The following is a 25,653-nucleotide window of genomic DNA, read 5'->3' on the forward strand; positions in this document are numbered from 1 at the left end:
AACCGCGGCCAGCGGCACGTCGGCCGCGAGGGCGAGTGCCTCGGTCACCACGGCCTCGAGGGCCCCCTGGCGGACCTCACCGACGGCGACCGCGCGGAGCCACCGCTGCTCGACCTCGGTGGCCCGGCCGAAAAGGTCGGCAGCGAACATCGCCCGCGTCCCGGCGGAGCCGGCGCCGGCCAACCGGGACATGGCGTCGAACGCCGCGTCGACCTGGGCCACGGTCAGCGACGGCTCGGAGGCCGGAGCGGGGAGCGCCTGGAGGCTGCGCCACCCGAGGCCGGTGCGGCGCTGCCGGAGCCTGCCGCTCAGGTACCGCGCTGCCAGCTGTCGTTGCTCGGGCTCGGCGGCCAGCAGGAGCGCGGCGATCAGCCGGGTCTTCTCCTTGCGCGAGGATGTCGTCGAGACGGCGGCGGAGACGTCCACCAGGTCACCCAGCAGCACGAGTCCCCCCGGTCAGCCCGTCAGCCCGTCAGTGTGCGGCCTCGGGCACCGCTGCCGTGACGGCTCCGTCGATCACCTGCTCGTACACGGCGTCGAGGTCGACCCCCGGCGTGTTCACCCCCGACATGTCGCCGAAGTAGCCGGCGACCTCCAGCGACACGAACCCGTGCAGCGCCGCGAAGATCGACATCCCGGTGCGGAGCAGCTGCTCCTCGGCGAGCCCGGCCGACCGGACCATGACGGCCAGCGCCTCGATGGCGGTCAGTGCGGCGGCGTAGAACGCCTCGGGGTCGATCGGCGGTCGGGTCAGTGCGGCGTAGCGGTGCGGGTTGCTCCGGGCGTAGGCGCGGAACTCGTGGCTGAGGGTGCGGAGCCCGTCGGCGCCGGCGTGGCCCATCGCGGCCGAGCGAACGTGCTCGCCCAGGGTGCGCATCGCCCGGACCTGGATCAGCGCGCGCAGATCCTCGAGGTTCGCCACGTGGTTGTACAGCGACGACACCCGTGCGTCGAGCTCGGCGGCGAGCGAGGTCATCGTGAGCGCGTCGTAGCCGTCTCGGTCCACGAGTGCCTCCGCTGCCTGCAGCACCGCCTCCTGGTCGAGACGGGCGCGGCGGCCGTGGCTGGTGTCGATGGTCAACTGCCCTCCGGGAACCTGAAGGTGATTCGTGCCTGCACGAGACACCCTAGTCTGTGGTGTCGGTGCAGCGGCGGTAAGGCGGCGGTAAGGCGGCGGGTGTCCGGGTCCGGTCCTACAGTGCTGGGGTGAGCTCCCCGGACGCGGTCAGCAGCTGGCGGCCGGGACGGCCCGTTCCCGTGGCCGCCCTGCTTCGCCAGAGCCGGCGTGGTGGCGGCGACCCGACGCTGCGAATCGATGCGGCGGGCCGGCACTGGCGCGCGAGCCGCACCCCGGAGGGACCGGTCGCCCTCGCGATCGGCAGCCAGGACGCCGAGGGCGTGATCCATGCCGAGGCGTGGGGTCCTGGATCCCGGTGGGCGCTCGAGCAGCTGCCCGCGCTCCTCGGCGAGGCCGACGACTGGACCGGCTTCGAGCCCGGCCATCCGGTACTGGCCGAGGCGCGACGGCGCCATCCCCACCTGCGGCTGGGACGCACCGGCCGCGTCCTCGAGGCGATCGTGCCGAGCATCATCGAGCAGAAGGTCACCGGACAGGAGGCGTTCGCCGGATTCCGCGACCTGGTTCGCCGCCACGGCGAGCCAGCGCCGGGGCCTGCGGCCGCGGTCGGCCTGATGGTCCAGCCGGACGCCGCCACGTTGCGGCGGATCCCCTCGTGGGAGTGGTTGCGGCTCCATGTCGACCCCGCCCGCTCCCGCGCCGTGGTCACCGCCGCCCGACACGCCGATGCGCTGGAGCGGATCGTCGGGCTGTCCGGCGACGAGGCCGACCGGCGGCTGCGAAGCCTGCCGGGCGTCGGGGTGTGGACCAGTGCGGAGGTCCGGCAGCGTGCCCTGGGCGACCCGGACGCCGTCTCCTTCGGTGACTACCACGTGGCCAGGGACGTGGGCTGGGCGCTCACCGGCGAGGAGTTCGACGACGCCCAGATGGCGCGGTTCCTCGAGCCGTGGCGCGGGCACCGCGGCAGGGTCCCGTTCCTCGTCGCCGCCGCGGGTCTGCACCGCCCACGGAGAGGGCCGCGGATGGCGCCCCGCGATCACCTGAAGTGGCGTGACCCGGTTGGGTGAGCCGGCGCGTCACGGTGGATCGACCAGCTGCCGGCCAGGGATCATCGGGCGGGGAGCGTGTCGCACCGACGGGCCGATCCGGTCTCCGGTGCGCCGTGACGCGCGGGTGGATGCTCTAGATTGACGCGCGTGGCGCAGCACGACACGGACCCGTACGCCCGGCTGAGGACCGTCCTGCGCCGGACGCTGCTGACCGTCGTCGGCGTTCCGTTCGTCGTCGCGATCGCGATGTCGCTGGTCGACTCCTACCGGCGCCGCGGCAAGAAGCCCAAGCCGTTCCCGACCCGCCCGCCGAACACGGTCGGCGTCGGCGATGGCGAGGTGACGACGTACACGTTCGGCCGCGACCTGTACGACGACATGCTCGCGGCGATCGAGGGCGCCCAGCGACAGATCCTCTTCGAGACCTACATCTGGAAGGGCGACGCGACCGGTGAGCGGTTCAAGCGCGCCCTCAGCGAGGCCGCCGACCGGGGCGTGGAGGTGTACTGCATCTACGACGCGTTCGCGAACCTGGTGGTCTCGCCGGCGTTCAAGCGCTTCCCGCCGAACGTGAAGGTGCTCCGCTTCCCGGTGTACTCGGCGGGCTGGCGCTTCTTCGACCTGCGCCGGTACGGCCGGGACCACCGCAAGATCCTCGTGGTCGACGACCGGGTCGGGTTCATCGGTGGGTACAACATCGGCTCCGCGTACGAGACGGAGTGGCGTGACACGCACGTGCGGATCACCGGCCCGGCGGTCTGGGACCTCAAGCGGGCGTTCGCGGACTTCTGGAACCTCAACCGGCGACGCCGGATCCGGGGCCCGGAGCGTCCGCTGCTGCTGGAGACCGCGTCGACCTGGGAGCCCCGGGTCCGGGTCCAGCGGAACGTGCCGCGGCTGTGGATGTTCCCCATCCGTTCGATGTACCTCGAGGCGATCAACCGCGCGAGCCGGAACATCTGGATGACACAGGCCTACTTCCTCCCCGACCAGGACTTCGTCGACGCGATGAAGGACGCCTCCCGGCGCGGGGTCGACGTCCGGCTGCTGCTGCCGCTGAAGTCGAACCACATCGTGGCCGACTGGATCTCCCGCGGCTACTTCGGCCAGCTGCTCGACGCCGGGGTGCGGGTCCTGCGCTACCGCGACGCCATGGTGCACGCGAAGACGGCGACCGTCGACGGCACCTGGGCGACGGTCGGCACCGCCAACGTCGACCGGCTCAGCCTGCAGGGCAACTTCGAGATCAACGTCGAGATCATCGACGAGGGCTTCGCGAAGGAGCTGGAGGCGATCTTCGAGGTGGACCAGTCCCACTGCCTGGAGCTGACCAGCGGGGAGTGGGAGGCTCGCGACCTCCACCGCAGGTTCACCGAGCTCGTGCTCTCCCCGTTGAGGCCCCTGCTCTGACCCGCGCCAGGTAGAACGCGTTCTACTGCGCTGCTAGGGTCCGCGCATGACCGAGCGAGTCGTCGTCGTCACCGGTGCCGCGTCCGGAATCGGACATGCCACCTCCGCCCTGTTCCGCGACCTCGGTGAGGTCGTCTACGGCCTCGACATCACGCCCGGCGTACCCGAGGGGGTGGAGTTCCTCGAGTGCGACGTCTCCTCCAAGGCGTCGGTCGTCACCGTGATCGAGACGATCGGCGCGAGACACGGGCGGATCGACGTGCTCGCGAACGTCGCGGGCATCGTGCAGTTCGGCCGGTTCGAGGGAATCTCGGAGGAGCAGTTCGACCGCACCCACGCCGTGGACCTGAAGGGCCCGTTCCTCACCATGCAGGCGGCGCTGCCGTTCCTGCGTGCGAGCACCGGGTGCGTCGTGAACGTCTCTTCGGTGGCCGGCAACGTCGCGCAGCCCTACTCCGCCGCCTACGCCGCGGCCAAGGGCGGGCTGACGATGCTCACCAGGGCGTTGGCCCTCGAGCTCGCCCCGGAGGGCATCCGGGTGAACGCGGTCTGCCCCGGCACGGTCGACACCCCGCTGGTCGCCGGAGTGGCCCAGACGTTCCCGACCGACCTGGACCGGCGTGTGTCCGAGCGGCTGTTCGGCATGCTGCCCGGCCCTCCGATCACGCCGGCCGAGCTGGGCTCGGCGATCGTCTACCTGTCCTCGCCCGAGGCTCGGATGGTCACCGGGGCGGTCTTCGCCTTCGACGCCGGGATGAGCTGACCTGGGCTGTCGGTGGCCGCCCGTAGGCTGAATCCATGCGCCCCGTCACCGATCTCGAGCGCCGTGTCGCCCCGTTCCGGGTGGAGTCCGACTACGTCCCGTCAGGCGACCAGCCGGCCGCCATCAAGGAGATCACCCGGCGGATCGGCGCGGGGGAGCAGGACGTCGTCCTCCTCGGCGCGACCGGCACCGGAAAGACCGCGACGATCGCCTGGGTGGCCGAGCAGGTGCAACGTCCGATGCTCGTCATGCAGCCCAACAAGACGCTGGCCGCTCAGTTCGCCAACGAGCTCCGGCAGCTCTTCCCGAACAACGCGGTCGAGTACTTCGTCTCCTACTACGACTACTACCAGCCCGAGGCCTACGTCCCGCAGACCGACACCTACATCGAGAAGGACTCCTCGATCAACGAGGAGGTCGAGCGGCTGCGCCACTCCGCGACCAACAGCCTGCTGACCCGCCGTGACGTGATCGTGGTCTCGACGGTCTCCTGCATCTACGGTCTCGGTACCCCCCAGGAGTACGTCGACCGGATGGTCCGGCTGCGCGTCGGGCAGGAGCACGACCGGGACTCGATCCTGCGGCGGCTCGTCGAGATCCAGTACACCCGCAACGACCTCTCGTTCACGCGCGGCACGTTCCGGGTGCGGGGCGACACCCTGGAGGTGTTCCCGGTCTATGAGGAGATGGCGGTCCGCATCGAGTTCTTCGGCGACGAGATCGAGCGGCTGATGACGCTCCACCCGGTGACCGGCGAGGTGCTCACCGAGGACGAGGAGCTCTACATCTTCCCGGCGAGCCACTACGTCGCCGGTCCGCAGCGGATGGAGCGCGCGATCGCCGGCATCGAGGCCGAGCTGGCCGAGCAGCTGGAGACGTTCGAGCGGCAGGGCAAGATGCTCGAGGCGCAGCGGCTCCGGATGCGCACGACGTACGACATCGAGATGATGCGGCAGGTCGGCTCCTGCTCGGGCATCGAGAACTACTCGATGCACATCGACGGCCGCAGCCGCGGCTCCGCGCCCAACTGCCTGCTCGACTATTTCCCCGAGGACTTCCTCCTGGTCGTCGACGAGTCGCACGTCGCGGTGCCCCAGATCGGCGGCATGTACGAAGGCGACATGTCCCGCAAGCGCAACCTCGTCGAGCACGGCTTCCGTCTGCCGAGCGCGATGGACAACCGGCCACTCCGCTGGGAGGAGTTCCTGGACCGCATCGGTCAGACGATCTACCTCTCCGCGACACCCGGCGACTACGAGCTCGACAAGGTCAAGGGCGACGTGGTCGAGCAGATCATCCGCCCGACCGGCCTGGTCGATCCCGAGGTCGTGGTCAAGCCGACCAAGGGGCAGATCGACGACCTGATCCACGAGATTCGGCTCCGCACCGACAAGCAGGAGCGGGTGCTGGTCACCACGCTCACGAAGAAGATGTCGGAGGACCTGACCGACTACCTCCTCGACGCCGGCATCCGGACCCGCTACCTCCACTCCGAGGTCGACACGCTCAAGCGGATCGAGCTGCTCCGCGACCTCCGCCTGGGGCTGTACGACGTGCTCGTCGGCATCAACCTGCTGCGCGAGGGTCTCGACCTGCCGGAGGTCTCCCTCGTCGCGATCCTCGACGCCGACAAGGAGGGCTTCCTGCGCTCCGACAAGTCCCTGATCCAGACGATCGGCCGCGCGGCGCGCAACGTCTCGGGCCAGGTCCACATGTACGCCGACCGGATCACCCCCTCGATGGAGTCGGCGATCGAGGAGACGAACCGTCGTCGGGCGAAGCAGGTCGCCTACAACGTGGCCAACGGTGTGGACCCGCAGCCGCTGCGCAAGAAGATCGCCGACATCACCGAGATGCTGGCGCGCGAGGACGAGACGACGCAGGAGCTGCTGCAGACCTGGGCCGACGCCGGGGTCAAGGGCCGCGCAGGCGGGGTGAGAGCGAAGAAGGCTCCGGTCCCCACCTTGCGTGGGAGCGAGTCCGGACAGCACGCGGCCGATCTCGCGGGTCTGCCGAGCTCCGACCTCGCCGGGCTCATCCAGGAGCTCACCGACCAGATGAAGGCCGCGGCCGCCGAGCTCCAGTTCGAGCTCGCCGCCCGGCTGCGGGACGAGATCAGCGACCTGAAGCGGGAGCTCCGGCAGATGTTGGAGGCGACCAAGTGAGCGGCAGCGCCGAGCGAGGAACGAGCTCGAGTGCTGGCCGCGAGCGCGGAGCCCCGCGAGCGCAGCGAGCGGAAGCGACCAGATGAGCAACGTTCGCCAGGTCCAGGTGACCTTCGACTGCGCCGACCCACGGGCGCTCTCGCTGTTCTGGAACGAGGTGCTCGGCTACCAGCTGCCGCCGCCCCCGCCGGGCTTCGGGTCGTGGGACGAGTTCGCGGCCACGCTGCCGCCCGAGCAGCGCAACTCCGCCTCCGCCTGCGTGGATCCTGCCGGGGTCGGCCCGCGGCTCTTCTTCCAGCGGGTGCCGGAGGGCAAGTCGGCGAAGAACCGGGTGCACCTCGACGTCCGCGCGGCGCCCGGCCTGGAGGGCGAGGAGAGGATGGCGGCGCTGGAGGCGGAGTGCGAGCGGCTGGTGGCGCTCGGCGCCGCTCGGCAGCAGCGCCACGAGCCCCGCCCGCCGCTGAGCGGTGGCTTCATCGTCATGGCTGACCCCGAGGGCAACGAGTTCTGTCTCGACTGATGCGCCCTCACGCCCGCCGACGGGCGATGAGGCCGACGAGCCGGGACACCACGAGCGCCACGTAGAAGACCCCGGCGACCTGCTCCAGCATCACCAGCGACCGGGCATGGTCGTGCACGGGACAGACGTCCGAGAGGCCGACTCAGGTGAGCGTGGTGAACGAGAGGTAGAGCAGGTGGAAATGCCGTGACCTGCCCGGTAGGGCGGCCGTTGTACCTCATGACCCGTGAGACGGGCGCGGCGGCTCGGCGACCCGAATGAGAACGTGTTCTACTATTGCTGGCCAAGGGCAGTCCAGGGACGGGGAGAGGTGACGGAGTCGTGGCGTTCAACGCCGTCTCGGTCGTGCGCGGCCCCGGCGAGATCGCCCTCATGGTGGTCCAGGTCACCAGGCTGATCTTCACCCGGCCCTTCCAGTTCCGGGAGTTCCTCGAGCAGGCCTGGTTCATCACCAGCGTCACCCTGCTGCCGACGATCATGGTCTCGATCCCGTTCGGGGCCGTGATCTCACTGCAGGTCGGCAACCTCACCGGGCAGCTGGGCGCACAGTCCTTCGCCGGAGCGACAGCCGTGCTGGCAACGGTCAGGGAGGCGGCGCCGATCGCCGCCGCGATGATCATCGCCGGCGCCGCGGGGTCCGCGATCTGCTCCGACCTCGGCGCGCGCAAGATCCGCGAGGAGATCGACGCGATGGAGGTGCTCGGCATCAACCCGCTCGAGCGGCTCGTCGCGCCACGGGTGGTCGCGACCATGTTCGTCGCGGTGATGATCAACGGGATCGTGATCGCGGCCGGCATCGGCGGCGGATACTTCTTCACCGTGATCGTCCAGGGCGGCTCGGCGGGCGCGTTCCTGTCCTCGTTCACCGCCCTCGCCTCGCTGCCCGATCTCTACATCGCGATGGTCAAGGCCCTGATCTTCGGCTGGCTGGCGGCGATCATCGGGGCCTACAAGGGGCTCAACGCCGGTGGCGGGCCGAGCGGGGTGGGTCAGGCCGTGAACGAGTCGGTGATCATCGCCTTCATGGCGCTGTTCTTCCTGAACGCCGTGATCACCGCGATCTACTTCCAGGTCGCACCGCCGGTGGGGTTGTGATGTCCGCCGTCAGCGAGTTCGTCTCCGACGCCGTCCGCGGCCGCCGCGCCGCCCTGGAGGTGTACGGCGACCAGCTGCTCTTCTACGTGAAGGCTCTGGGGTGGGTGCCCCGCGCCATCCGTCGCTACCCGCGCGAGATCAACAACACGCTCGCGGAGGTCGTGTGGGGCAAGGGCGGGCTGAGCCTGATCGCCGGCTCGGTCGGCGTCATCGCGTTCATGGCCTTCTTCGCCGGCACCGAGGTGGGCATCCAGGGCTACGCCTCGCTGAGCCAGATCGGCGTCGCCAAGTTCAGCGCGTTCATCTCCGCCTACTTCAACACCCGTGAGGTGGCCCCGCTGGTCTCGGCGATCGCCCTCGCGGCGACCGTGGGCTGCGGCTACACCGCCCGGCTCGGCGCGATGCGGATCTCGGAGGAGATCGACGCCCTCGAGGTGATGGGCATCCCCTCGCTGCCGTTCCTCGTGACGACCCGGATGATCGCCGCGTTCATCGCGGTGATCCCGCTCTACATCGTCGCGCTCTGCGCGTCGTACCTCTCGCCACGGCTGATCGTGGTCTACATCTACGGCCAGTCCGCGGGCACCTACGACCAGTACTTCCTGCAGTTCCTGCCGCCGATCGACATCCTCTGGTCGTTCTTCAAGCTGCTGTTCCTCGCGATCGCGGTGATCCTCATCCACTGCTACTACGGCTACACCGCCTCGGGTGGACCGGCCGGCGTCGGCCGTGCGGTCGGCACCGCGATCCGCACCAGCATCGTGACGATCGTGGTCGCGGACTTCTTCCTGAGCTTCGCCATCTGGGGCTCGACCACCACGGTGAGGATCACGGGGTGAGCCGCTGATGATGGTCAACATCCACCGCGACAGCGCGAGAGAGCACAACCGGCTCCTCGTCGCCGGCGTCGTGTTCCTGACGGTGATCGCGCTGCTGGTGTGGCTGTCGATCGCGATCTACAACAAGACCTTCGACAACGTGACGACGGTGACCGTCAAGGCGGACCGCGCCGGTCTCCAGCTCGCCAAGTTCGGCGACGTACGGATCAACGGCGTGCTCGTCGGGCGCGTGGTCAAGATCGACCAGGACGGCGAGGAGGCCGAGATCACCCTCGCTCTCGAGCCGGACGCGGCGGAGGAGATCCCGGCCAACGTCGGCGTGCACATCGTGCCGACGACTCTGTTCGGCCAGAAGTTCGTCGCCTTCATGCGCCCCGACGAGCCCGACGACAGGTCGCTGCAGGACGGGGACGTCATCCCCTCCGACCGTGTCGTGACGAACGTCGAGCTCAGCCAGGTCCTCGCAGACCTGTTCCCGCTGCTGCGAGCGGTGCGGCCCGCCGACCTCAACGCCACCCTGACCGCGCTCGCGACCGCGCTCGAGGGCCGCGGGGACCAGATCGGCAGGACGATGGACCAGCTCGGGCGGTACGTCGGCGAGATCGACGAGCACCTGCCCACCCTGCGGCAGGACCTGATCGCGCTCGCCGAGGTCGCCGACGCCTACGACATCGCCGCGCCGGACCTGCTCGACGTGCTGGACAACGTCACGGTCACCAGCAAGACGATCACCGAGAAGGCCAGGGACCTCGACGTGTTCTTCTCCGACCTGACCGGTCTCGCCCGCACCACAAACCGTCTGCTCGGCGACAACGAGCAGAACCTGATCCGGATGGGCCAGGTGACCGAACCCGTGGTCGCGCTGCTCGCGGAGTACTCCCCGGAGTTCCCGTGCCTGATCCGCGGCGCGGCCAACTACGAGCCGATCCTGTCCAAGACGTTCGAGGGCAATGTCGTGAAGCAGTACATCGAGTTCTTCACCCCTCAGTACCGACACTTCGACGAGCGCGACCTTCCCGAGTACGGCGAGGTCGGGCACGGCCCGTGGTGCGCGGGGCTGCCGAACTTCAAGGTGCCCGCCACGCCGCACGCACTCGACCAGGGCTCCGACATCGACGAGAAGGGTGGCGCCTCGCCCGCCCCCGGCGGCGGACAGTTCCAGCTGAGCGGTGACATCGACAGCGGCCATGCCGGCACCCGGGCCGAGCAGGCTGTCGTCAACGCCATGCTCGCCGGCGAGTCCGGCAGGGACCCGGACGACTACGGCTCGCTCGGCTCCCTGCTCTACGGCCCCGTCGTGCGCGAGGGGAGGGCAGCCGGATGAGCCTGAGCACCTCCGGCCAGCTGCGCCGCCGCCGCAACGCCGCCACCATCTCCGCCGGCATCAAGCTCGGGGTGTTCACTGTGGTCTCCCTGCTCGTGACCGGCCTGCTCGCCGTGATCATGGGGAACATCGGCTTCGGAGACCGCGCGGAGTACCAAGCGATCTTCACCAACGCGACGATGCTCGAGGAGGGCGACGACGTGCGGGTCGCCGGTGTCAGCGTCGGCGAGGTCAAGGACGTCGAGCACTACCAGCGCTCGATGGCGAAGGTGACGTTCCGCATCGACTCCGACGTCGAGATGACGACCGCATCCCGGGCCGAGATCCGGTTCCTCAACCTCGTCGGCCACCGATACATGGCGCTCGTGCAGGGCTCGGACGCCGCGGACGCCGAGCCGCTCGAGGACGGCGGCACGATCCCCGTCGAGCGGACCAAGCCTGCCCTCGACCTGACCGTGCTCTTCAACGGCTTCAAGCCCCTCTTCGCCGCGCTGACGCCGGACCAGGTCAACGAGCTGAGCATGAACCTGGTCCAGGTCCTGCAGGGCGAGGGCGGCACCGTCCGGAGCCTGCTCGCGCACACCGCGTCCCTCACCACAGCCCTGGCCGACCGGGATCAGCTGATCGGTGAGGTGGTCACCAACCTCAGCGAGACGCTCAAGACCGTCGACGACCGGCACCAGCAGCTCAGCACTCTGGTGATCGAGCTCAAGAACTGGATGACCGACCTCGCCCGGGACCGCGACACGATCGGCTCGTCCCTCGACAGCATCTCCGAGCTCACCGTGGTCGTCGCCGACCTGCTTCGCCGTGGCCGTCCTCTGCTGAAGGAGGACATCGCCGCCCTGCGGTCGCTCGCGGCCCTCCTCAACAAGAAGGAGAACCGGCAGAACCTGTCCGAGCTGCTCGACCGGATGCCGGAGACGATGCAGGACCAGACCCGGACCGGCACCTACGGGTCCTGGTACCAGTACTACGTCTGCGGCGTCTCGGCCCGGATCCGCCTTCCGGTGATCGCGAACCTGCCGATCATCAAGGAGATCCAGAAGTACGTCGAGGACTTCTCGTTCGATTCGACCGCGCCGAGGTGTCAGGACAGATGAGCCGCACCAACGACGCCCGCGTCATCCGTCTCGGCGTGATCACGCTCGTGCTGATGGCGCTGGTCTCCGCCGCCACCTTCAACCTCGGCAAGTTCCCCGGGTTCCGGGGGACGACCTACTACGCCGAGTTCAGCGACGCCAGCGGCATCCACAAGGGCAACATCGTCCAGGTCGGCGGCATCCGGGCCGGGCGGGTGACCGACGTGACGCTGGACGAGGACCGGGTCAGGGTCCGGTTCGAGGTCGACGGCGACGTCGAGTTCGGGGCCGAGAGCAAGGCCTCGATCGAGGTGCTCAACCTGCTCGGCGAGAAGTTCCTCGACCTCCAGCCGGTGGGTGAGGGTCAGCTCGCCGATGGCGGCACGATCCCGCTCGAGCGCACGGAGGCGGCCTACGACATCGTCGGGGTGTTCGGCGACCTCACCACGACGACGGAGCAGATCGACACCGAGCAGCTGTCGCGGGCGCTGAGCACCGTCGCGGAGACCCTCGAGGTGTCCGCGCCGGAGATCCAGGCGTCCTTCGACGGGATCGCCCGCCTCTCGCGCAGCGTGGCCTCGCGCGACGAGGAGATCCAGACCCTCTTCCAGAGCTCGCAGAAGGTGAGCAAGGTGCTCGCGGAGCGGAGCGGCGACATCGTCAAGCTCATGGAGAGCAGCGACCTGGTGTTCAAGGAGCTCACCCGACGGAAGCAGGCGGTCCATGCCCTCCTGGTCAACGCGCGATCGCTCGCCAACGAGCTGCGCGGTCTCGTGAAGGACAACGAGGCGCAGATATCCCCGGCCCTCGCGGAGGTGGACGGCCTGCTGTCGTTCCTGGTCTCCAAGGAGAAGAAGCTCAAGGAGACTCTCGCCGCTCTCGGCCCGTACGTGTCCATCCTCAGCAACATCATCGGAACCGGCCCCTGGTTCGACGCCTACGCGTCGAACATGCTCGCGCTGCCCACCGGTGAGTTCGTTCCGGCGGCCGGGGAGTGATGACGATGGTCTCCACGATCCTCAAGCGCATCGACCGACGGCTCCTCCTCGGGCTCGCTGTCGTGCTGCTCGCCGGCGTGCTGGTCAACGTGCTCAGCTCGCCGAAGGACATGAAGACGGTGACGGCGCACTTCCCGCGCGCGGTCAGCGTCTACGAGAACACCGATGTTCGGGTGCTGGGCGTCAACATCGGCAAGGTGACCGCGGTGATCCCGGCGGGGAACTCGGTCCGTGTCGAGATGGAGTACGACGCGTCGTACAAGATCCCCGCGGACGCGCAGGCGGTGATCGTGACGCCGACGCTGGTCGCGGACCGCTTCGTGCAGCTCACGCCGGTGTACGACGGCGGCGCGGTGCTGGCGAACGGGGCCGAGATCGCGCTACCGGACACCGGGGTGCCGGTCGAGCTGGACCGGATCTACGCAAGCCTGCAGACCCTCACCCGGGCACTGGGCCCCAACGGCGTCAACGCCGACGGCACCCTCGACAACCTGCTGAAGGCGGGGGAGAAGGCCTTCGACGGCCAGGGCGCGAAGGGCAACCAGATGATCCGCGACCTCGCCCGGGCCGCCGAGACGTTCGGGGAGGGTGCGGGTCCGCTGTTCGAGACCGTGACCTACCTGGCCGAGTTCACCAAGGCCCTGGCCGAGAACGACACCCTGGTGCGCGCCTTCATGGAGGACCTGACCGGAGTCTCCGCGATGCTCGCCGAGGAGAGCGACGAGCTGGAGCAGGCGGTCGCCGCGGTGGCGCGGGCCGTCGGCAGCGTCGAGGGTTTCGTCAAGGACAACCGCGAGGCGCTGGTCACCGATGTGAGGAAGCTGACCCGGGTCATGCGCACCATCGCCTCGGAGAGGGACAACATCGAGACCGCGATGGAGATCGCCCCGGTCGCGATGGGCAACCTGCACATGGGCTTCGACCACGCGAGCGGCTCCCAGAACTCGCGGGTCGGCATCGCTCCGAACGTCTGGGACGCCGACGGGCTCATCTGCGCGATCATCCAGCAGAACAAGGACATGCCCCGGCCGCTCCGGAACACCGCGTGCACGATCATCAAGCGCCTGATCGAGCCGATCGTCGCCAACCTGCCCAACATCCCGCCCGAGCACGCGTCCTCCAGGCAGGCGAGGACCAAGGGCATCGAGCTGCCCGAGGTCCGGGAGATCTCCTACTCGACCGGCGACGACGCCTCGGTCGAGTCGCTGCTGGGAGGTGGGTCATGAGGCGCGCACTGATCCGCCGGGCCGCGGTGCTCGTCGCCGGTGCCGTGCTGCTCGGCGGCTGCAGTGACTTCGACGGTGCTTACGACCTGCCCCTGCCCGGCCACCCAGTCGACGCGGACGAGGCCTTCGAGATCACCGCGTACTTCCGTGACGTCCTCAACGTCGTGCCCCGCTCGCCGGTCATGGTCGACGACGTTGTCGTCGGCGAGGTGACGGAGGTCGAGCGGGCCGGCTGGAACGCCGAGGTCAAGATCCTCCTGCGGGACGACGTCGTGCTGCCCGACAACACGATCGCCGACATCCGGCAGGTCTCGCTGCTCGGTGAGAAGTACGTCGCGCTCGAGGCGCCCGAGGAGCAGGCGCCCACTGGGCGACTGGGCGACGGGGACCGGATCGAGCTGGCGGCGACCGGTCGCAACCCGGAGGTGGAGGAGGTCCTCGGCGCCCTGTCGTTCCTGCTCAGCGGCGGCGGCGTCGCCCAGCTCGGCACGATCACCGAGGAGGCCAACCTGGTGATGTCGGGCCGCGAGGACCGGTTGAAGAGCCTGCTCACGTCGCTGAACTCCGTCGTGGGCACCCTCGACCAGCAGAAGGCCGACATCATCAACGCCCTCGAGTCGCTCAACAACCTGACCGCGACCCTCAACGCCGAGAAGGACACCATCGGCGAGGCGCTCGACGCGACCGGACCAGCCATCGAGGTGCTCGCCGCACAGCACGACGAGCTGATCTCGATGCTCAGCGCGCTGGACCGGCTGGGCAAGGTCGGCACCCGAGTGATCAATGCGAGCAAGGAGGACGTGCTGAAGATCCTCAAGGACATCGGTCCGGTGCTGCGCAAGCTGCGCGAGGCCGACGAGCAGCTCGCGCCCGGTCTCAACCTGATGGTCAGCTTCCCCTTCCCGCAGTCGGCCAACAAGATCGTCCAGGGCGACTACGCCGACACCAGGATCAAGGCCGACTTCGACTTCGTGAACCTCTACAAGTCGCTCGACATCCCCGAAGTCCAGCTGCCGGACCTCGAGGGCGTCCCGAACCAGGTCGTCCGCTGCCTGCGCAGCGGCAGCCTCACCAGTGCCGCCTGCGCGAAGGTGCTCGACGACGTGAACCTGCTCAAGAACCTCCAGCGGCAGTGCGCGACCAAGGCGTTGCGTGACAGCCCCGTCTGCAAGCTGCTGAACGCCGTGCCCGACGTCGACCTCGGCGGAGTCCTCGGCCAGGGCGGCTCGTCCAGCGGCCCGCTGTCGGGGCTGTCGCGCGGGCTGAGCGGTGCCGAGCCGTCGTACCACGACCAGTCCACCAAGAGCCTGCTCGGAGCCCCGGCATGAGTCGCGCGGTCCGGATCCGGCTGATGGCCTTCGTCGTGCTCAGCGCGGTGGGCATCACCTACATCACCGCCAGCTACCTCGGCGTGGTGGACCGCGTGCTCGGCCGCGGGATCACCGTCACAGCGAGCCTGCCCGGCTCCGGCGGCCTGTACGAGGGCAGCGAGGTCACCTATCGCGGCGTGAAGATCGGCAAGGTCTCGCGGATGGACGCGACGGAGGAGGGCGTCGACGTCACCGTCCAGCTCGAGGACGAGACCAGGCTGCCCCTGGACTCGAAGATCTACGTGCACAACCTGTCCGCGGTCGGCGAGCAGTACCTCGACTTCCAGCCTCCGGACGAGGACGGCCCCTACGCCGAGAACGGTTCGCGGTTCCAGGGTGACGAGAGGTCCCTGCCGGTCGACGAGGGAGACCTGCTGGTCGACCTCAACCAGTTCGTGAGCTCGGTGGACAAGGAGAGCCTGCAGAAGGTCGTCAAGGAGCTCGGCCTGATGTTCAACGACAGCGGCGACGACCTGCAGCGGCTGCTCGACGGCGGCTCCACGTTCATCGCCGAGGCCGAGGCGCACACCGACGAGACGATCCAGCTGCTCGACAACGGGCTCACCGTGCTGCGCACCCAGCGCGGCCAGAAGGAGAACATCCGCAGGTTCGCACGCGACCTGAACACGGTGACCACGATGTTCCGGCGCAACGACGGCAACCTGCGCACGGTGCTCAGCGCGACGCCCGGCGCAGCGCGCGCCCTGGACCGGATGCTCAGGGAGCTCGAGCCGACCCTGCCGATCCTGCTCGGGGACCTGATCAGCGTGGGCCAGATCATGGCGACCGAGCTCGACGGCCTCGAGCAGCTGCTGGTGACGTATCCCGCGCTGATCTCGGGCGGTCCCACCGGCAGCACCGCCGACGGCTACGGCCACGTGAACCTCCAGTTCGACAACGCGGTGCCGCCGTGCACGCAGGGGTACCTGCCGCCGAGCAAGTGGCGCTCGACGCAGGACCTGACGGACACCGAGCCGGCCGACGTGAACTGCACGGCCGGGCCGCCGTACGCCATGCGCGGCCACCAGTACGTCCCCGCCAACCGGCGCAACAGCGCCTCTCCTGGTCGCGTCTACAGTGGCACGTACGACCCGTCCACCGGCGAGGTGCCGGGGCTGGTCGACACAGAGGGGACTCCGGTGAAGCTTCGAGCGCCGGAGAACCTGTCCGTCCTGGGAGGGGATGCGTGGAAGTGGCTGTTGGTCGGTCCGGTGGCGAGCCGGTGACGGAGACGGGCAGTCGCGTACGGCTCAACATCGCCCTCTACGCCGCCACCGTGCTGTGTGCGTGCGCCGCGATCCTGCTCGGCGTCCTGATGTGGGACGCCAGCGGCGACCGGGTCCAGGGCACCGAGGTGGCGCTTGGCGCCGGAGAGGACGTCGGGCGGGGCACCGTCCAGGCCGTGCCTCTGGCCAGCGAGGAGGAGCAGAAGCGGGTCGCGGCGCAGATCGAGGCCGCCTCGAAGATGGTCAACGCCTTCGTGAACTTCCGGTACGACGATGCGGACGCGACCATCGAGGCGGTGAAGTCGATGTCGACCGGGACCTTCCTCCAGCAGTACACCAAGGGCGCAGCGGACCTCAAGAAGATCGCCACCCGGGCGAAGTCGGAGATGGTCGCCGGCGTGGTGTGGGCCGGGCTGGTCGCGGGTGACGAGGACTCCGCGACGGTGATCGTCGCGACGTCCGGCACGGTGAAGAACGAGACCACCAAGTTCGAGGAGGAGGCTCGCAACTACCGGATCCAGGTCGAGCTCGTGCTCGAGGACGGCCGTTGGCTGACCCGCGACCTCCAGTACGTGATGTTGGGCTGAGGAGACCGAGATGAGCAGTCCCAAGCCCCGACGACCCGCGAGCTCCCGCGGCGCGACGCCGCGTCCGCGCAAGATCGCGGGACAGTCCGCCCCGGCCCGCAGCGACTCGGTCGAGCAGGCACACGAGGTCGAGGAGACGCACGAGGTCGAGGGCCCCGAGCTCGTCCACGCGACCCTGGTCGAGGAAGCCACCGCGACGCAGCGCGAGTCGTGGCCCGAGGAGGGACCACCCGGGCTGCTCGCGAGCCCGACGGTCACCCGGGTCCTGATCACGGTGCTCGCTGCCCTCGCCGTGGTCCTGGTCGTGCAGGGCAGCTGGTGGGTCGCGTCCGACGATCCGGAACGCACCGCCGTCGACGACGCGGGCGTCGAGGTGCCCTCGGGCCGCCCGGTGGTGGCGGACGAGCTCGCGGTGCTCGAAGGTGTGGACGCCGCGGCCAAGGCCGCCCAGGAGCTCTTCTCGGTCGACTACGCCAAGTACGACGAGGAGCTCGACCGGGCGGTCGACTTGATGACCGACAGCTACGAGAAGGAGTACCGCACGACCATCGGGGACGTGAAGGAGGATGCGGTCGCCCAGCAGCTCGTCGTCCAGTCGAACGTCGTCGCGCAGAGTGTGGTCCGCGCCAACCGCACGCGGCTCGAAGCGCTGGTCTTCCTGAACCAGGTCTCGCAGCGCACCCGGGACGGGAAGCCCGAGACGGTCGTGACGCCGTACCGGATGCTGGTGACCATGGTCCACACCGACCAGGGGTGGCTCGTCGACGATCTCGACACGGACGCGGCGGAAGACAAGAAGAACTAGAACACGTTACAGTTCAGGGGTGGTTACCCCTGGGAGCGGAGCAATCATGCCCGTGGTCTCCGGCTCGCTCGTCGAATGCGACCTCGTCATCGTCGGTGCCGGCCCCACCGGCCTGTTCGCCACGTACTACGCCGGATTCCGCGGCATACGGGTCGCGCTCGTCGACTCGCTGCCGGAGCTCGGCGGGCAGATCACGGCGATGTACCCCGAGAAGCAGATCTTCGACGTCGGCGGCTTCCCTGCGGTCAAGGGCCGTGACCTCGTCGACGGACTGGTCGCCCAGGCGGGGACCGCCCACCCGGTCCAGCTCCTCGGGCGTACGGCGACCGGGCTGGACGTCGACGACGCCACCGGTGTCACGCTCACCCTGGACGACGGCACCGTGGTCCGGGCCAAGGCGATGATCGTCACCGCCGGCATCGGCAAGTTCAGCCCGAGGCCGCTGCCGGCCGCCGAGGGCTGGGTCGGTCGAGGCGTGGAGTTCTTCGTGCCGACCTTCGAGCCGTACGCCGACCGGGACGTGATCATCGTCGGCGGCGGGGACAGCGCGTTCGACTGGGCGCTGCACCTCGCGCCGATCGCGCGCTCGGTGACCCTGGTGCACCGTCGTGACGCGTTCCGCGCCCACCAGCGCACCGTGGAACAGGTCCGCGCATCTGCTGTCGAGATCGTCACGAAGGCCGAGGTGACCGCGCTTCTGGGCGAGGACGGCGGCAGTGCCGGAGCGCTGGCCAAGGTCGAGATCACGGTCGACGGGGTTCCCGAGGTCCGCCCGGCCCAGGCCGTGGTCGCGGCGCTCGGGTTCATCGCCGACCTCGGCCCGCTCCAGCAGTGGGGCCTGGAGACGCAGCGCCGGCACATCGTCGTCGACACCTCGATGCGCACCAGCCTGGCCCGGGTCTTCGCGGCCGGCGACATCACCGAGTACCCCGGGAAGGTCCGGCTGATCGCGGTCGGCTTCGGGGAGGCCGCAACGGCCGTCAACAACGCAGCCGTCGTGATCGACCCGACTGCGCACGTGTTCCCCGGACATTCCTCGGAGGGCAGCTGAGATGAGCAGTCGTGACCAGGTCAAGCTCAGCGAGGAGGAGATCCTCGCCCTCCTCGGTGAGAACCTCAAGGTGCAGGTGGCAGCCAACGGGCACGACGGCTTCCCGCACCTGACCACGCTGTTCTACATCGTGCGCGACGGCAGGATCGCCTTCTGGACCTACGGCCGCAGCCAGAAGATCAGGAACCTCGAGCGCGACCCGAGGGTGACGGCCCTGGTGGAGGACGGGGTCGACTACTTCGAGCTGCGCGGGGTCTCGATCGAGGGCCGCGCCGAGATCGTGCGCGACTACGACCAGATCCTCGACATCGGCTCCGCCGTCGCCACCCGGATGTTCGGCGCGGAGTCGTTCGAGTCGCTGGGTGACATCGGTCGGCAGACCGTCGAGAAGCAGGCGACCAAGCGGGTGGGCGTGATCATCCACCCCGAGAAGGTCGCGTCCTGGGACCACCGGAAGATGACCTGAGAGGTGACCATGAAGATCAAGGTGGACTTCGACCTGTGCGAGTCCAACGGGCTCTGTGAGGCGATGGCGCCCGAGGTTTTCGAGCTCGACGACGACGACTTCCTGCAGCTGCACACCGAGCAGACGACCGACGAGAACATCGAGAACGTCAAGCGCGCCGTGGCCGCCTGCCCGCGCGCCGCGATCTCGCTGGTGGAGGACGACGAGTGATGGCGAGCCCGCAGGGGAGCGAGATGCCCGACCACAGTCCGCGGGACACGAGTCTGGACGGCAGGGTCGCGATCGTGACCGGGGCCGGCGCCGGTCTCGGCCGCGCCGAGGCGGTGGCGCTGGCACGGGCGGGCGCTCGCGTGGTCATCAACGACCTGCCGGGTGCCGGTGACGATGCCGCCGAGGAGATCCGGTCGCTCGGCGGGAGGGCCACCGTCGTCGCAGGCGACGTCAGCGAGCGGTCCACGGCCGACGCGATGGTCGCGGCCGCGGTCGACGGCTTCGGCGGACTCGACATCGTCGTGAACAACGCGGGCATGACCCGAGACCGGATGCTGTTCAACCTGTCCGACGAGGAGTGGGACGCGGTGATCGCGGTCCACCTGCGCGGGCACTTCCTGCTCTCACGGAACGCGGCGTCGTACTGGCGGCAGAAGGCCAAGCAGAGCGAGACCGGGACCGTCTACGGCAGCGTCGTGAACACCGCGTCCGAGGCGTTCCTCAGCGGCTCGCCGGGGCAGGCGAACTACGCCGCGGCCAAGGCCGGCATCGCCGCGCTGACCCTCTCGACCGCCCGCGGCATGGCGAGGATCGGCGTCCGGGCCAACGCGATCTGCCCTCGTGCCCGCACCGCGATGACCGCGGGGGTCTTCGGCGAGGACGGCCCGGCCGACGGGGTCGACCCGTACTCACCGGACCACGTCGCGCCGCTCGTCGCCTACCTCGCGTCGCCGGCCGCCGAGCGGATCACCGGCCAGGTGCTCGTCGTGTACGGCGGCATGGTCGCCGTGGTGGCCGCACCCGTCGTGGAGCAGCGGTTCGACGCGTCGGGCGACCTCTGGACCCCGGACGACCTGGACAAGCAGCTCGGTGGGTTCTTCGCCGACCGCGACCCGAACGTCGGCTTCGCCGCCGACTCCATCATGCAGTTGAAGGCTTAGGAGCAGGACAGCAATGGGACGTCTGGACAACAAGGTCGCGATCGTCACCGGCGGCGCCCAGGGGCAGGGCGCCGGCATCGCCCGCGCGTACGTCGCCGAGGGCGCCCGGGTGGTCGTCGCCGACGTGGCGAAGGAGGCCGGCCAGGCCCTCCAGGACGAGCTCACCGCCGATTTCGGCCCCGGGCTCGTGCACTTCGTGCACCACGACGTCAGCGACGCGGCGTCCTGGGCGACGCTGGTGGAGGACACCGGCACCCGGTTCGGTCCGGTCGGCATCCTCGCCAACAACGCGGGCATCCTGCGCTTCGGCGCGATCGAGTCGATGCCGGCCGAAGAGGTCGAGCTGCTGTGGCGGGTGAACCAGCTCGGCTGCTTCCTCGGCATGCAGGCGGTGGTGCCGACCATGAAGGCGAACGGCGGCGGCTCGATCATCAACGCATCGTCGGTCGAGGGACTGGCGGGCATGGCGTCCTGCACCGCTTACGCCGCCACCAAGTGGGCGATCCGCGGCATGACCAAGTGCGCGGCGATGGAGCTGGGCCCGCAGCAGATCCGGGTCAACTCCGTGCATCCCGGCATGATCGACACCCCGATGACCCGCGTGCACGGCGGCGACGTCGCGATGGAGTTCGGCGCCAGCAAGGTGCCGCTCGGCAGGGTCGGCCACCCGGAGGACATCGCTCCGGTCTACGTGTTCCTGGGCAGCGACGAGTCGTCGTACATCAACGGCGCGGAGATCGCGGTCGACGGTGGCGTGACCTCGACCCACGCCTTCGGCGGGTGAGGTCAGTCGCGAAGGATCAGGTGGACGGCGGTCTCCATGTGCTGCGCGGTCTCGGCAGCCGTGGACCGGCCGGTCACCCAGGCGACCAGCGCGGAGAGCCACACGTCGCCGATGACGCGCGCGACGGCCACGTCGTGCTCGGTGATCTCCGCCTCGTCGGGCACGCCCCCGTGCATGGCGTGGGTGACGATGGAGGTCATCGCCATGCCCACGACGTGGATCTCCTTCGCGACGCTGCTGTCCGCGAACATGAACGCGCGGGTGAGCGCCTCGGTGAGCTTGGCATCGCCCTGCATGCCCCGCGCCATCCGCTTGAGCACGTAGAGGACGCGGTCGGCCTGGGTCTCACCGGGGATCTCGCGCTCATGGAGCCGTCTGGCCGCCTCGTCGAACTGGCGGCCCAGTGCGGACACGAGCAGGTGGATCTTCGAGGGGAAGTAGCGGTAGAGCGTGCCGAGGGCGACGTCGGCCTGCTCGGCGACGGCCCGCATCTGGACGGCTTCGAAGCCGCCCTCCTTGGCGAGGTCGTAGGTCGCGTCGAGGATCCGCTTGCGGCGGTCCCGCTGTGCGGCCGAGCCCATGTCCTCGGACGTCGGCGTGTTCGCGATCGTCACAGTCTCTCCTGTGTCTCCGTGCGCAGATCACGGCGGAGTGTGCGTCACGTCGCTGGAATGCGCACCCGAGCCGGGAATCCTATGGTTTCCGCGGGTCCGCACGGTGTCCGGGCGTTGCGCGCCCGGGCTCCGGAAGGACCCGCACGGATAGGCTACTGGCACGTAGCGCATAATTAGAAACACGTTCCAGTTTGTTTCGGCCCTGCTCCTGGGAGCTCGGCGCCGTGACTCAGCGGCCATGAGCCAAGCGCCCAGGGGAGGAAGTTTCGAAATGCGGATCGCGATGCTGTCATACCGCAGCAAGACCCATGTCGGTGGACAAGGGGTCTACCTGCGGCACCTGAGCCGCGAGCTCACCCGGCTGGGACACACCGTCGAGGTGTTCTCCGGCCAGCCCTATCCCGAGCTCGACGAGGGCGTGGCGCTCACCAAGGTGCCGAGCCTGGACCTCTACCGCGAGCCGGACCCCTTCCGGGTGCCGAAGCTGAGGGAGTTCCGCGACCTGGTCGACGTCCAGGAATTCGCCATCATGTGCACCGCCGGGTTCCCGGAGCCGCGGACGTTCGCGAAGCGGGTGGCCAGGATCCTCGCCGAGCGCGGGAGCGACTTCGACATCGCCCACGACAACCAGGTGCTCGCGCACGGGATGCTCGACGTGGAGCGGGCCGCCGGCATCCCGATGATCACCACGATCCACCACCCGATCACCTTCGACCGGCGGATCGAGCTGGCACAGACCCGGAACCCGTGGCGCAAGATCACCCTGCGCCGGTGGTACGGCTTCCTCCGGATGCAGGCCTACGTCGCCAAGCGGGCCCGCTGGATCCTGACCCCGTCCGAGGCGTCCAAGCGCGACATCGCGCGCGACTTCGGCGTCGACCCGGGAAGGATGCAGGTGATCCTGCTCGGCGTCGACGACTCCTTCGTCCCGCCGACCAAGCCTCGTGTGCCGGGCCGGATCATGGCCATGGCGAGCGCGGACGCGCCCATGAAGGGCATCGCGACGCTCCTGGAGGCGTTCGCCAAGCTCCGCACCGAACGCGACGTCGAGCTGGTCCTGGTCACCCGTCCCGCCGCCGGGGGCCGCACCGAGAAGCTCATCGAGAAGCTCGGGATCGGCGACGCGGTGCGTTTCGCACACGGGCTCACCGACGAGGAGCTCGTGCAGCTGATGGGCTCCGCCGAGGTGGCCTGCGTGCCGTCCCTCTACGAGGGGTTCTCGCTGCCCACCGCGGAGATGATGGCCTGCGCGACACCGCTGATCGTCTCCCGCGCGGGCGCGATCCCGGAGGTCGTCGGCGAGGACGGCGAGTGCGCCGACCTGGTCACGCCCGGTGACGTGGGCGAGCTGCTGCTGGCACTCGAGCGGATGCTCGACGACCCCGAGCGCCGCGCCCGGATGGGTGCGGCCGGTCGCAAGCGCGTCGATGAGCAGTTCAGCTGGCGGGCGGTGGCCGTGAAGGTCGCCGAGGCGTACGAGAAGGTCATCGAGGACTTCGAGAAGGAGCAAGCAGATGCTGACCGTTGACTTCGACCGGCTGGGCCTCGAGCCCGGCGACCGGGTCCTCGACATGGGCGCGGGGGCCGGTCGCCACAGCTTCGAGATGTACCGCCGCGGCGCGGACGTGATCGCCTTCGACATGGATGCCGACGAGCTGTCCCACGTGAAGGACCTCTTCGTCGCGATGGAGCAGGCGGGCGAGGTGCCCGTGGGTGCGGAGGCCGACGTCAAGCAGGGCGACGCCCTCGCGCTGCCCTTCGGAGACGGCGAGTTCGACCGGATCGTGGCGGCGGAGGTGCTCGAGCACATCCCGGCGGATATCCAGGCCATCGAGGAGCTCGTCCGCGTCCTGCGGCCGGGCGGGACGCTGGCCGTGTCGGTCCCGCGCTGGTTCCCCGAGGTCGTGAACTGGAAGCTCTCCGTGGACTACCACAACGTCGAGGGCGGCCACATCCGGATCTACACGAAGGAAGAGCTGGTCGACAAGGTCACGAAGCGGGGCCTGGAGTTCGTCGGCGTCGACTACGCCCACGGCCTGCACTCGCCGTACTGGTGGATCAAGTGCGCGGTGGGCGTCGACAACGACGAGCACCCGCTGGCCAAGGGATACCACAAGCTGCTGGTCTGGGAGATCATGAAGCAGCCGACCGTCCTCCGGCTGGCCGGCAAGGTGCTCGACCCGCTGATCGGCAAGAGCATGGTGCTGTACTTCCACAAGCCGGAGACGGCATGACGGAGGCCGGCTCGCCGTCCGAGGTCTCGCTCAGCCGCCTGCCGTACGTCGACGGGGTGTTGAACGCCGCCCAGGTGGCCGACACCGCCGCCGCGATCGCGGCGATGCAGGAGCCCTGGGGTGCGGTGCCGTGGACGTCCGGGGAGCACGTCGACATCTGGAACCACGTCGAGGCGGCGATGGCGATGCTCGTCGGCGGCCAGGTCGAGGCGGCCGAGCGCGCCTACGCGTGGGTGCCCACGATGCAGCGTGCCGACGGATCGTGGCCGATGAAGATCGTCGGCGGCAAGGCGGACGACGAGCGCGGCGAGGTCAACATGTCCGCGTACTTCGCGGTCGGGCTGTGGCACCACTGGCTGGTCCGCCGCGACATCCGCTTCATCGAGCGCTTCTGGCCGTCGGTTCGGGCCGGCCTCGACTTCGTGGTCTCGCTCCAGCAGTCGTTCGGTGGCATCCAGTGGACGCCCGTGGACGAGTTCTGCCTGCTCACCGGCAACTCGAGCATCTACCACTCGCTGCGTGCCGGCGTGGCGCTCGCAGACCTGATGGACGACCCCCAGCCGGAGTGGGAGCTCGCGGGTGGCCGGCTCGGCCACGCGGTCCGCGCGCACCGGGACCTGTTCGCCGACAAGTCGACCTACTCCATGGACTGGTACTACCCGGTTCTCGGTGGTGCCGTCCGCGGCGAGGCGGGGCGTGAGCTGCTCGAGAGCCGGTGGGACGACTTCGTCGTGCCGGGGCTGGGCATCCACTGCGTCGACACCAACCCATGGGTCACCGGCGCCGAGACCTGTGAGCTCGCGATGGCCCTGGACGTCGTGGGGGACCCACGCCGAGCCCGCAGCCTGCTCGCCGACATGCAGCACCTCCGTGAGGAGGACGGCCGCTACTGGACCGGCTGGGTCTACGACGACCCGAGACGCCGCGCCGAGGGCGAGCCGCGGGACGTGCACTGGCCGGTCGAGCACACGACGTACACCGCTGCCGCGGTGCTGCTCGCCGTCGACGCCCTGGGGGAGACCTACGGTCACGCGACGCCGGGCTCGGGGATCATGCGCGGCACCTCCCTGGCGCCGCACTTCGACGAGATCGCGCTCGAGTGCGAGTGCCCCTCAGGCGACCGGGTCGCCCGCTGATCCCGAGGTCCGCGCCAGGACCCGCATCGAGCCGACGGCGTCGACCTCGGTGAACTGACCACTGGCGAGCGCCGGCAGATAGATCTGCTCGTACGGCGGCCGTCCGCCGTCGGCCGGGTCGGGGAACACGTCGTGGATGGCGAGATAGCCGCCCGCCGCGACCCACCGCGACCAGCCGAGGAAGTCGTCGCGTGCGGGCTGCTCCCCGTGGCCGCCGTCGATGAACAGCAGCGACAGCGGAGTCCGCCAGTGGGCGGCGACCGTGGTGGAGCGCCCGACGACCGCGATCACGTGGTCCTCGAGCCCCGCCCGGGCGATCGTCCTGCGGAAGACGGGAAGCGTGTCCATCCGGCCGAACTCGTCGTCGACGAGGGACGCGTCGTGGTGCTCCCAGCCCGACTGGTTCTCCTCCGAGCCGCGGTGATGGTCGACGGTGAAGGCGACTGCGAGATCGCCGCTCGCCTCGCTGACCTCGCGGGCGGCGGCCCCGAGGTAGATGCCGGACCTCCCGCAGTAGGTCCCGACCTCGAGCGCTGGTCCGAACCGCAGCCGATCGCGCGCGACGCGGTAGAGCAGGTCGCCCTCGTCCTCCGGCATGAACCCCTTCGCGCTGCGGGCGTGCATGAGGAGGTCTGCGGGTATGGCGTCGTTCACGCGCTGGACTCTAGTAGAGTGGAACA

Annotated in this window: 26 protein-coding genes and 1 pseudogene; 23 read left to right on the forward strand and 4 right to left on the reverse strand. The window is 69.4% G+C overall.

Annotated features, from left to right (window positions below):
- Both E7Z54_RS12505 and E7Z54_RS12510 read right to left on the reverse strand, forming a co-directional pair.
- Positions 1-444: pseudogene (locus E7Z54_RS12505) on the reverse strand (ATP-dependent DNA ligase); the annotation flags it as partial.
- Between the two features lie 28 nt (positions 445-472).
- Positions 473-1,081 carry a TetR/AcrR family transcriptional regulator gene (locus tag E7Z54_RS12510; RefSeq protein ID WP_168798301.1) on the reverse strand — a complete coding sequence of 203 codons (609 nt, stop codon included), beginning with the start codon at positions 1,079-1,081 and terminating at the stop codon, positions 473-475.
- Between the two features lie 125 nt (positions 1,082-1,206).
- Between E7Z54_RS12510 and E7Z54_RS12515 the strand changes: the two genes are divergently transcribed.
- The 20 genes from E7Z54_RS12515 to E7Z54_RS12615 all read left to right on the forward strand — a co-directional run bounded on the left by E7Z54_RS12515 (position 1,207) and on the right by E7Z54_RS12615 (position 20,989).
- Complete coding sequence (locus E7Z54_RS12515) at positions 1,207-2,145, forward strand: DNA-3-methyladenine glycosylase family protein (RefSeq protein ID WP_136434163.1); 939 nt, start codon at positions 1,207-1,209, stop codon at positions 2,143-2,145.
- Positions 2,146-2,274: 129 nt separating this feature from the next.
- Positions 2,275-3,537 (forward strand): phospholipase D-like domain-containing protein, encoded by a 1,263-nt coding sequence (locus tag E7Z54_RS12520; RefSeq protein WP_240769654.1) that lies wholly within the window; start codon positions 2,275-2,277, stop codon positions 3,535-3,537.
- A gap of 46 nt (positions 3,538-3,583) precedes the next feature.
- Complete coding sequence (locus E7Z54_RS12525; protein WP_136434165.1) at positions 3,584-4,300, forward strand: SDR family NAD(P)-dependent oxidoreductase; 717 nt, start codon at positions 3,584-3,586, stop codon at positions 4,298-4,300.
- Between the two features lie 35 nt (positions 4,301-4,335).
- Complete coding sequence (uvrB, locus tag E7Z54_RS12530; protein WP_136434167.1) at positions 4,336-6,465, forward strand: excinuclease ABC subunit UvrB; 2,130 nt, start codon at positions 4,336-4,338, stop codon at positions 6,463-6,465.
- An 82-nt stretch (positions 6,466-6,547) separates the two neighbouring features.
- A complete protein-coding gene (locus tag E7Z54_RS12535; protein ID WP_136434169.1) occupies positions 6,548-6,985 on the forward strand; it encodes a VOC family protein in 438 nt (145 codons plus the stop codon).
- Between the two features lie 372 nt (positions 6,986-7,357).
- Positions 7,358-8,080, forward strand: coding sequence for an MlaE family ABC transporter permease (locus E7Z54_RS12545; RefSeq protein ID WP_136434262.1), 723 nt, complete (start codon positions 7,358-7,360; stop codon positions 8,078-8,080).
- Complete coding sequence (locus E7Z54_RS12550; protein WP_136434171.1) at positions 8,080-8,919, forward strand: MlaE family ABC transporter permease; 840 nt, start codon at positions 8,080-8,082, stop codon at positions 8,917-8,919. Before E7Z54_RS12545 ends, E7Z54_RS12550 begins: the two co-directional genes overlap by 1 nt.
- 7 nt (positions 8,920-8,926) lie before the next feature.
- Positions 8,927-10,243, forward strand: a complete 1,317-nt coding sequence (locus tag E7Z54_RS12555) for an MCE family protein (protein ID WP_136434173.1) — start codon at positions 8,927-8,929, stop codon at positions 10,241-10,243.
- Positions 10,240-11,346 (forward strand): MCE family protein, encoded by a 1,107-nt coding sequence (locus E7Z54_RS12560; protein WP_136434175.1) that lies wholly within the window; start codon positions 10,240-10,242, stop codon positions 11,344-11,346. Before E7Z54_RS12555 ends, E7Z54_RS12560 begins: the two co-directional genes overlap by 4 nt.
- Entirely contained in the window at positions 11,343-12,323 is a 981-nt protein-coding gene (locus E7Z54_RS12565; RefSeq protein ID WP_136434177.1) for an MCE family protein, read from the forward strand. Before E7Z54_RS12560 ends, E7Z54_RS12565 begins: the two co-directional genes overlap by 4 nt.
- On the forward strand, positions 12,323-13,549 hold the full coding sequence (locus tag E7Z54_RS12570) for an MCE family protein (protein WP_136434179.1): 1,227 nt from the start codon (positions 12,323-12,325) through the stop codon (positions 13,547-13,549). The genes E7Z54_RS12565 and E7Z54_RS12570 overlap by 1 nt, the downstream gene beginning before the upstream one ends.
- Positions 13,546-14,877, forward strand: a complete 1,332-nt coding sequence (locus E7Z54_RS12575) for an MCE family protein (protein WP_136434181.1) — start codon at positions 13,546-13,548, stop codon at positions 14,875-14,877. The genes E7Z54_RS12570 and E7Z54_RS12575 overlap by 4 nt, the downstream gene beginning before the upstream one ends.
- Positions 14,874-16,145 (forward strand): MlaD family protein, encoded by a 1,272-nt coding sequence (locus tag E7Z54_RS12580; RefSeq protein WP_136434183.1) that lies wholly within the window; start codon positions 14,874-14,876, stop codon positions 16,143-16,145. The genes E7Z54_RS12575 and E7Z54_RS12580 overlap by 4 nt, the downstream gene beginning before the upstream one ends.
- Entirely contained in the window at positions 16,142-16,732 is a 591-nt protein-coding gene (locus tag E7Z54_RS12585; protein WP_136434185.1) for a hypothetical protein, read from the forward strand. The genes E7Z54_RS12580 and E7Z54_RS12585 overlap by 4 nt, the downstream gene beginning before the upstream one ends.
- A gap of 10 nt (positions 16,733-16,742) precedes the next feature.
- The gene (locus E7Z54_RS12590) at positions 16,743-17,537 is read left to right on the forward strand and encodes a hypothetical protein (RefSeq protein WP_136434186.1); all 795 of its coding nucleotides are present in this window, start codon (positions 16,743-16,745) and stop codon (positions 17,535-17,537) included.
- Between the two features lie 46 nt (positions 17,538-17,583).
- The gene (locus E7Z54_RS12595) at positions 17,584-18,588 is read left to right on the forward strand and encodes an NAD(P)/FAD-dependent oxidoreductase (RefSeq protein ID WP_136434188.1); all 1,005 of its coding nucleotides are present in this window, start codon (positions 17,584-17,586) and stop codon (positions 18,586-18,588) included.
- A gap of 1 nt (position 18,589) precedes the next feature.
- Positions 18,590-19,054 carry a pyridoxamine 5'-phosphate oxidase family protein gene (locus tag E7Z54_RS12600; protein ID WP_136434190.1) on the forward strand — a complete coding sequence of 155 codons (465 nt, stop codon included), beginning with the start codon at positions 18,590-18,592 and terminating at the stop codon, positions 19,052-19,054.
- A gap of 9 nt (positions 19,055-19,063) precedes the next feature.
- A complete protein-coding gene (locus E7Z54_RS12605) occupies positions 19,064-19,264 on the forward strand; it encodes a ferredoxin (protein WP_206056183.1) in 201 nt (66 codons plus the stop codon).
- Positions 19,264-20,205 (forward strand): 3-oxoacyl-ACP reductase, encoded by a 942-nt coding sequence (locus E7Z54_RS12610; RefSeq protein ID WP_240769656.1) that lies wholly within the window; start codon positions 19,264-19,266, stop codon positions 20,203-20,205. Before E7Z54_RS12605 ends, E7Z54_RS12610 begins: the two co-directional genes overlap by 1 nt.
- 13 nt (positions 20,206-20,218) lie before the next feature.
- Positions 20,219-20,989 carry an SDR family NAD(P)-dependent oxidoreductase gene (locus tag E7Z54_RS12615; RefSeq protein WP_136434194.1) on the forward strand — a complete coding sequence of 257 codons (771 nt, stop codon included), beginning with the start codon at positions 20,219-20,221 and terminating at the stop codon, positions 20,987-20,989.
- A 2-nt stretch (positions 20,990-20,991) separates the two neighbouring features.
- Here the strand turns inward: E7Z54_RS12615 and E7Z54_RS12620 are convergent, their stop codons facing one another.
- Positions 20,992-21,603, reverse strand: coding sequence for a TetR family transcriptional regulator (locus E7Z54_RS12620; RefSeq protein WP_240769657.1), 612 nt, complete (start codon positions 21,601-21,603; stop codon positions 20,992-20,994).
- 271 nt (positions 21,604-21,874) lie between these two features.
- On the opposite strand from E7Z54_RS12620, the gene E7Z54_RS12625 reads away from it, so the two are divergent.
- The 3 genes from E7Z54_RS12625 to E7Z54_RS12635 are packed head-to-tail and all read left to right on the forward strand — an operon-like array spanning position 21,875 to position 24,973.
- Positions 21,875-23,131, forward strand: coding sequence for a glycosyltransferase family 4 protein (locus tag E7Z54_RS12625; RefSeq protein WP_136434196.1), 1,257 nt, complete (start codon positions 21,875-21,877; stop codon positions 23,129-23,131).
- Entirely contained in the window at positions 23,118-23,837 is a 720-nt protein-coding gene (locus E7Z54_RS12630) for a class I SAM-dependent methyltransferase (RefSeq protein ID WP_136434198.1), read from the forward strand. Before E7Z54_RS12625 ends, E7Z54_RS12630 begins: the two co-directional genes overlap by 14 nt.
- Positions 23,834-24,973, forward strand: coding sequence for a prenyltransferase (locus E7Z54_RS12635; RefSeq protein WP_136434200.1), 1,140 nt, complete (start codon positions 23,834-23,836; stop codon positions 24,971-24,973). The genes E7Z54_RS12630 and E7Z54_RS12635 overlap by 4 nt, the downstream gene beginning before the upstream one ends.
- On the opposite strand, the gene E7Z54_RS12640 is transcribed toward E7Z54_RS12635, so the two are convergent.
- Positions 24,950-25,627 (reverse strand): class I SAM-dependent methyltransferase, encoded by a 678-nt coding sequence (locus E7Z54_RS12640; protein WP_240769658.1) that lies wholly within the window; start codon positions 25,625-25,627, stop codon positions 24,950-24,952. The two genes, E7Z54_RS12635 and E7Z54_RS12640, sit on opposite strands and share 24 nt — an antisense overlap.
- Between the last annotated feature and the right edge of the window lie 26 nt (positions 25,628-25,653).

The sequence above is a fragment of the Nocardioides sp. genome (genome assembly GCF_004803405.1).
Taxonomy (GTDB): domain Bacteria; phylum Actinomycetota; class Actinomycetes; order Propionibacteriales; family Nocardioidaceae; genus Nocardioides; species Nocardioides vastitatis.

Coding starts and splice junctions, on each gene's coding strand:
- E7Z54_RS12525 (WP_136434165.1), top strand. CDS start 3,584: ATGACCGAGCGAGTCGTCGTCGTCACCGGTGCCGCGTCCGGAATCGGA.
- uvrB (WP_136434167.1), top strand. CDS start 4,336: ATGCGCCCCGTCACCGATCTCGAGCGCCGTGTCGCCCCGTTCCGGGTG.
- E7Z54_RS12535 (WP_136434169.1), top strand. CDS start 6,548: ATGAGCAACGTTCGCCAGGTCCAGGTGACCTTCGACTGCGCCGACCCA.
- E7Z54_RS12545 (WP_136434262.1), top strand. CDS start 7,358: ATGGTGGTCCAGGTCACCAGGCTGATCTTCACCCGGCCCTTCCAGTTC.
- E7Z54_RS12550 (WP_136434171.1), top strand. CDS start 8,080: ATGTCCGCCGTCAGCGAGTTCGTCTCCGACGCCGTCCGCGGCCGCCGC.
- E7Z54_RS12555 (WP_136434173.1), top strand. CDS start 8,927: ATGATGGTCAACATCCACCGCGACAGCGCGAGAGAGCACAACCGGCTC.
- E7Z54_RS12560 (WP_136434175.1), top strand. CDS start 10,240: ATGAGCCTGAGCACCTCCGGCCAGCTGCGCCGCCGCCGCAACGCCGCC.
- E7Z54_RS12565 (WP_136434177.1), top strand. CDS start 11,343: ATGAGCCGCACCAACGACGCCCGCGTCATCCGTCTCGGCGTGATCACG.
- E7Z54_RS12570 (WP_136434179.1), top strand. CDS start 12,323: ATGACGATGGTCTCCACGATCCTCAAGCGCATCGACCGACGGCTCCTC.
- E7Z54_RS12575 (WP_136434181.1), top strand. CDS start 13,546: ATGAGGCGCGCACTGATCCGCCGGGCCGCGGTGCTCGTCGCCGGTGCC.
- E7Z54_RS12580 (WP_136434183.1), top strand. CDS start 14,874: ATGAGTCGCGCGGTCCGGATCCGGCTGATGGCCTTCGTCGTGCTCAGC.
- E7Z54_RS12590 (WP_136434186.1), top strand. CDS start 16,743: ATGAGCAGTCCCAAGCCCCGACGACCCGCGAGCTCCCGCGGCGCGACG.
- E7Z54_RS12595 (WP_136434188.1), top strand. CDS start 17,584: ATGCCCGTGGTCTCCGGCTCGCTCGTCGAATGCGACCTCGTCATCGTC.
- E7Z54_RS12600 (WP_136434190.1), top strand. CDS start 18,590: ATGAGCAGTCGTGACCAGGTCAAGCTCAGCGAGGAGGAGATCCTCGCC.
- E7Z54_RS12605 (WP_206056183.1), top strand. CDS start 19,064: ATGAAGATCAAGGTGGACTTCGACCTGTGCGAGTCCAACGGGCTCTGT.
- E7Z54_RS12610 (WP_240769656.1), top strand. CDS start 19,264: ATGGCGAGCCCGCAGGGGAGCGAGATGCCCGACCACAGTCCGCGGGAC.
- E7Z54_RS12615 (WP_136434194.1), top strand. CDS start 20,219: ATGGGACGTCTGGACAACAAGGTCGCGATCGTCACCGGCGGCGCCCAG.
- E7Z54_RS12625 (WP_136434196.1), top strand. CDS start 21,875: ATGCGGATCGCGATGCTGTCATACCGCAGCAAGACCCATGTCGGTGGA.
- E7Z54_RS12630 (WP_136434198.1), top strand. CDS start 23,118: ATGCTGACCGTTGACTTCGACCGGCTGGGCCTCGAGCCCGGCGACCGG.
- E7Z54_RS12635 (WP_136434200.1), top strand. CDS start 23,834: ATGACGGAGGCCGGCTCGCCGTCCGAGGTCTCGCTCAGCCGCCTGCCG.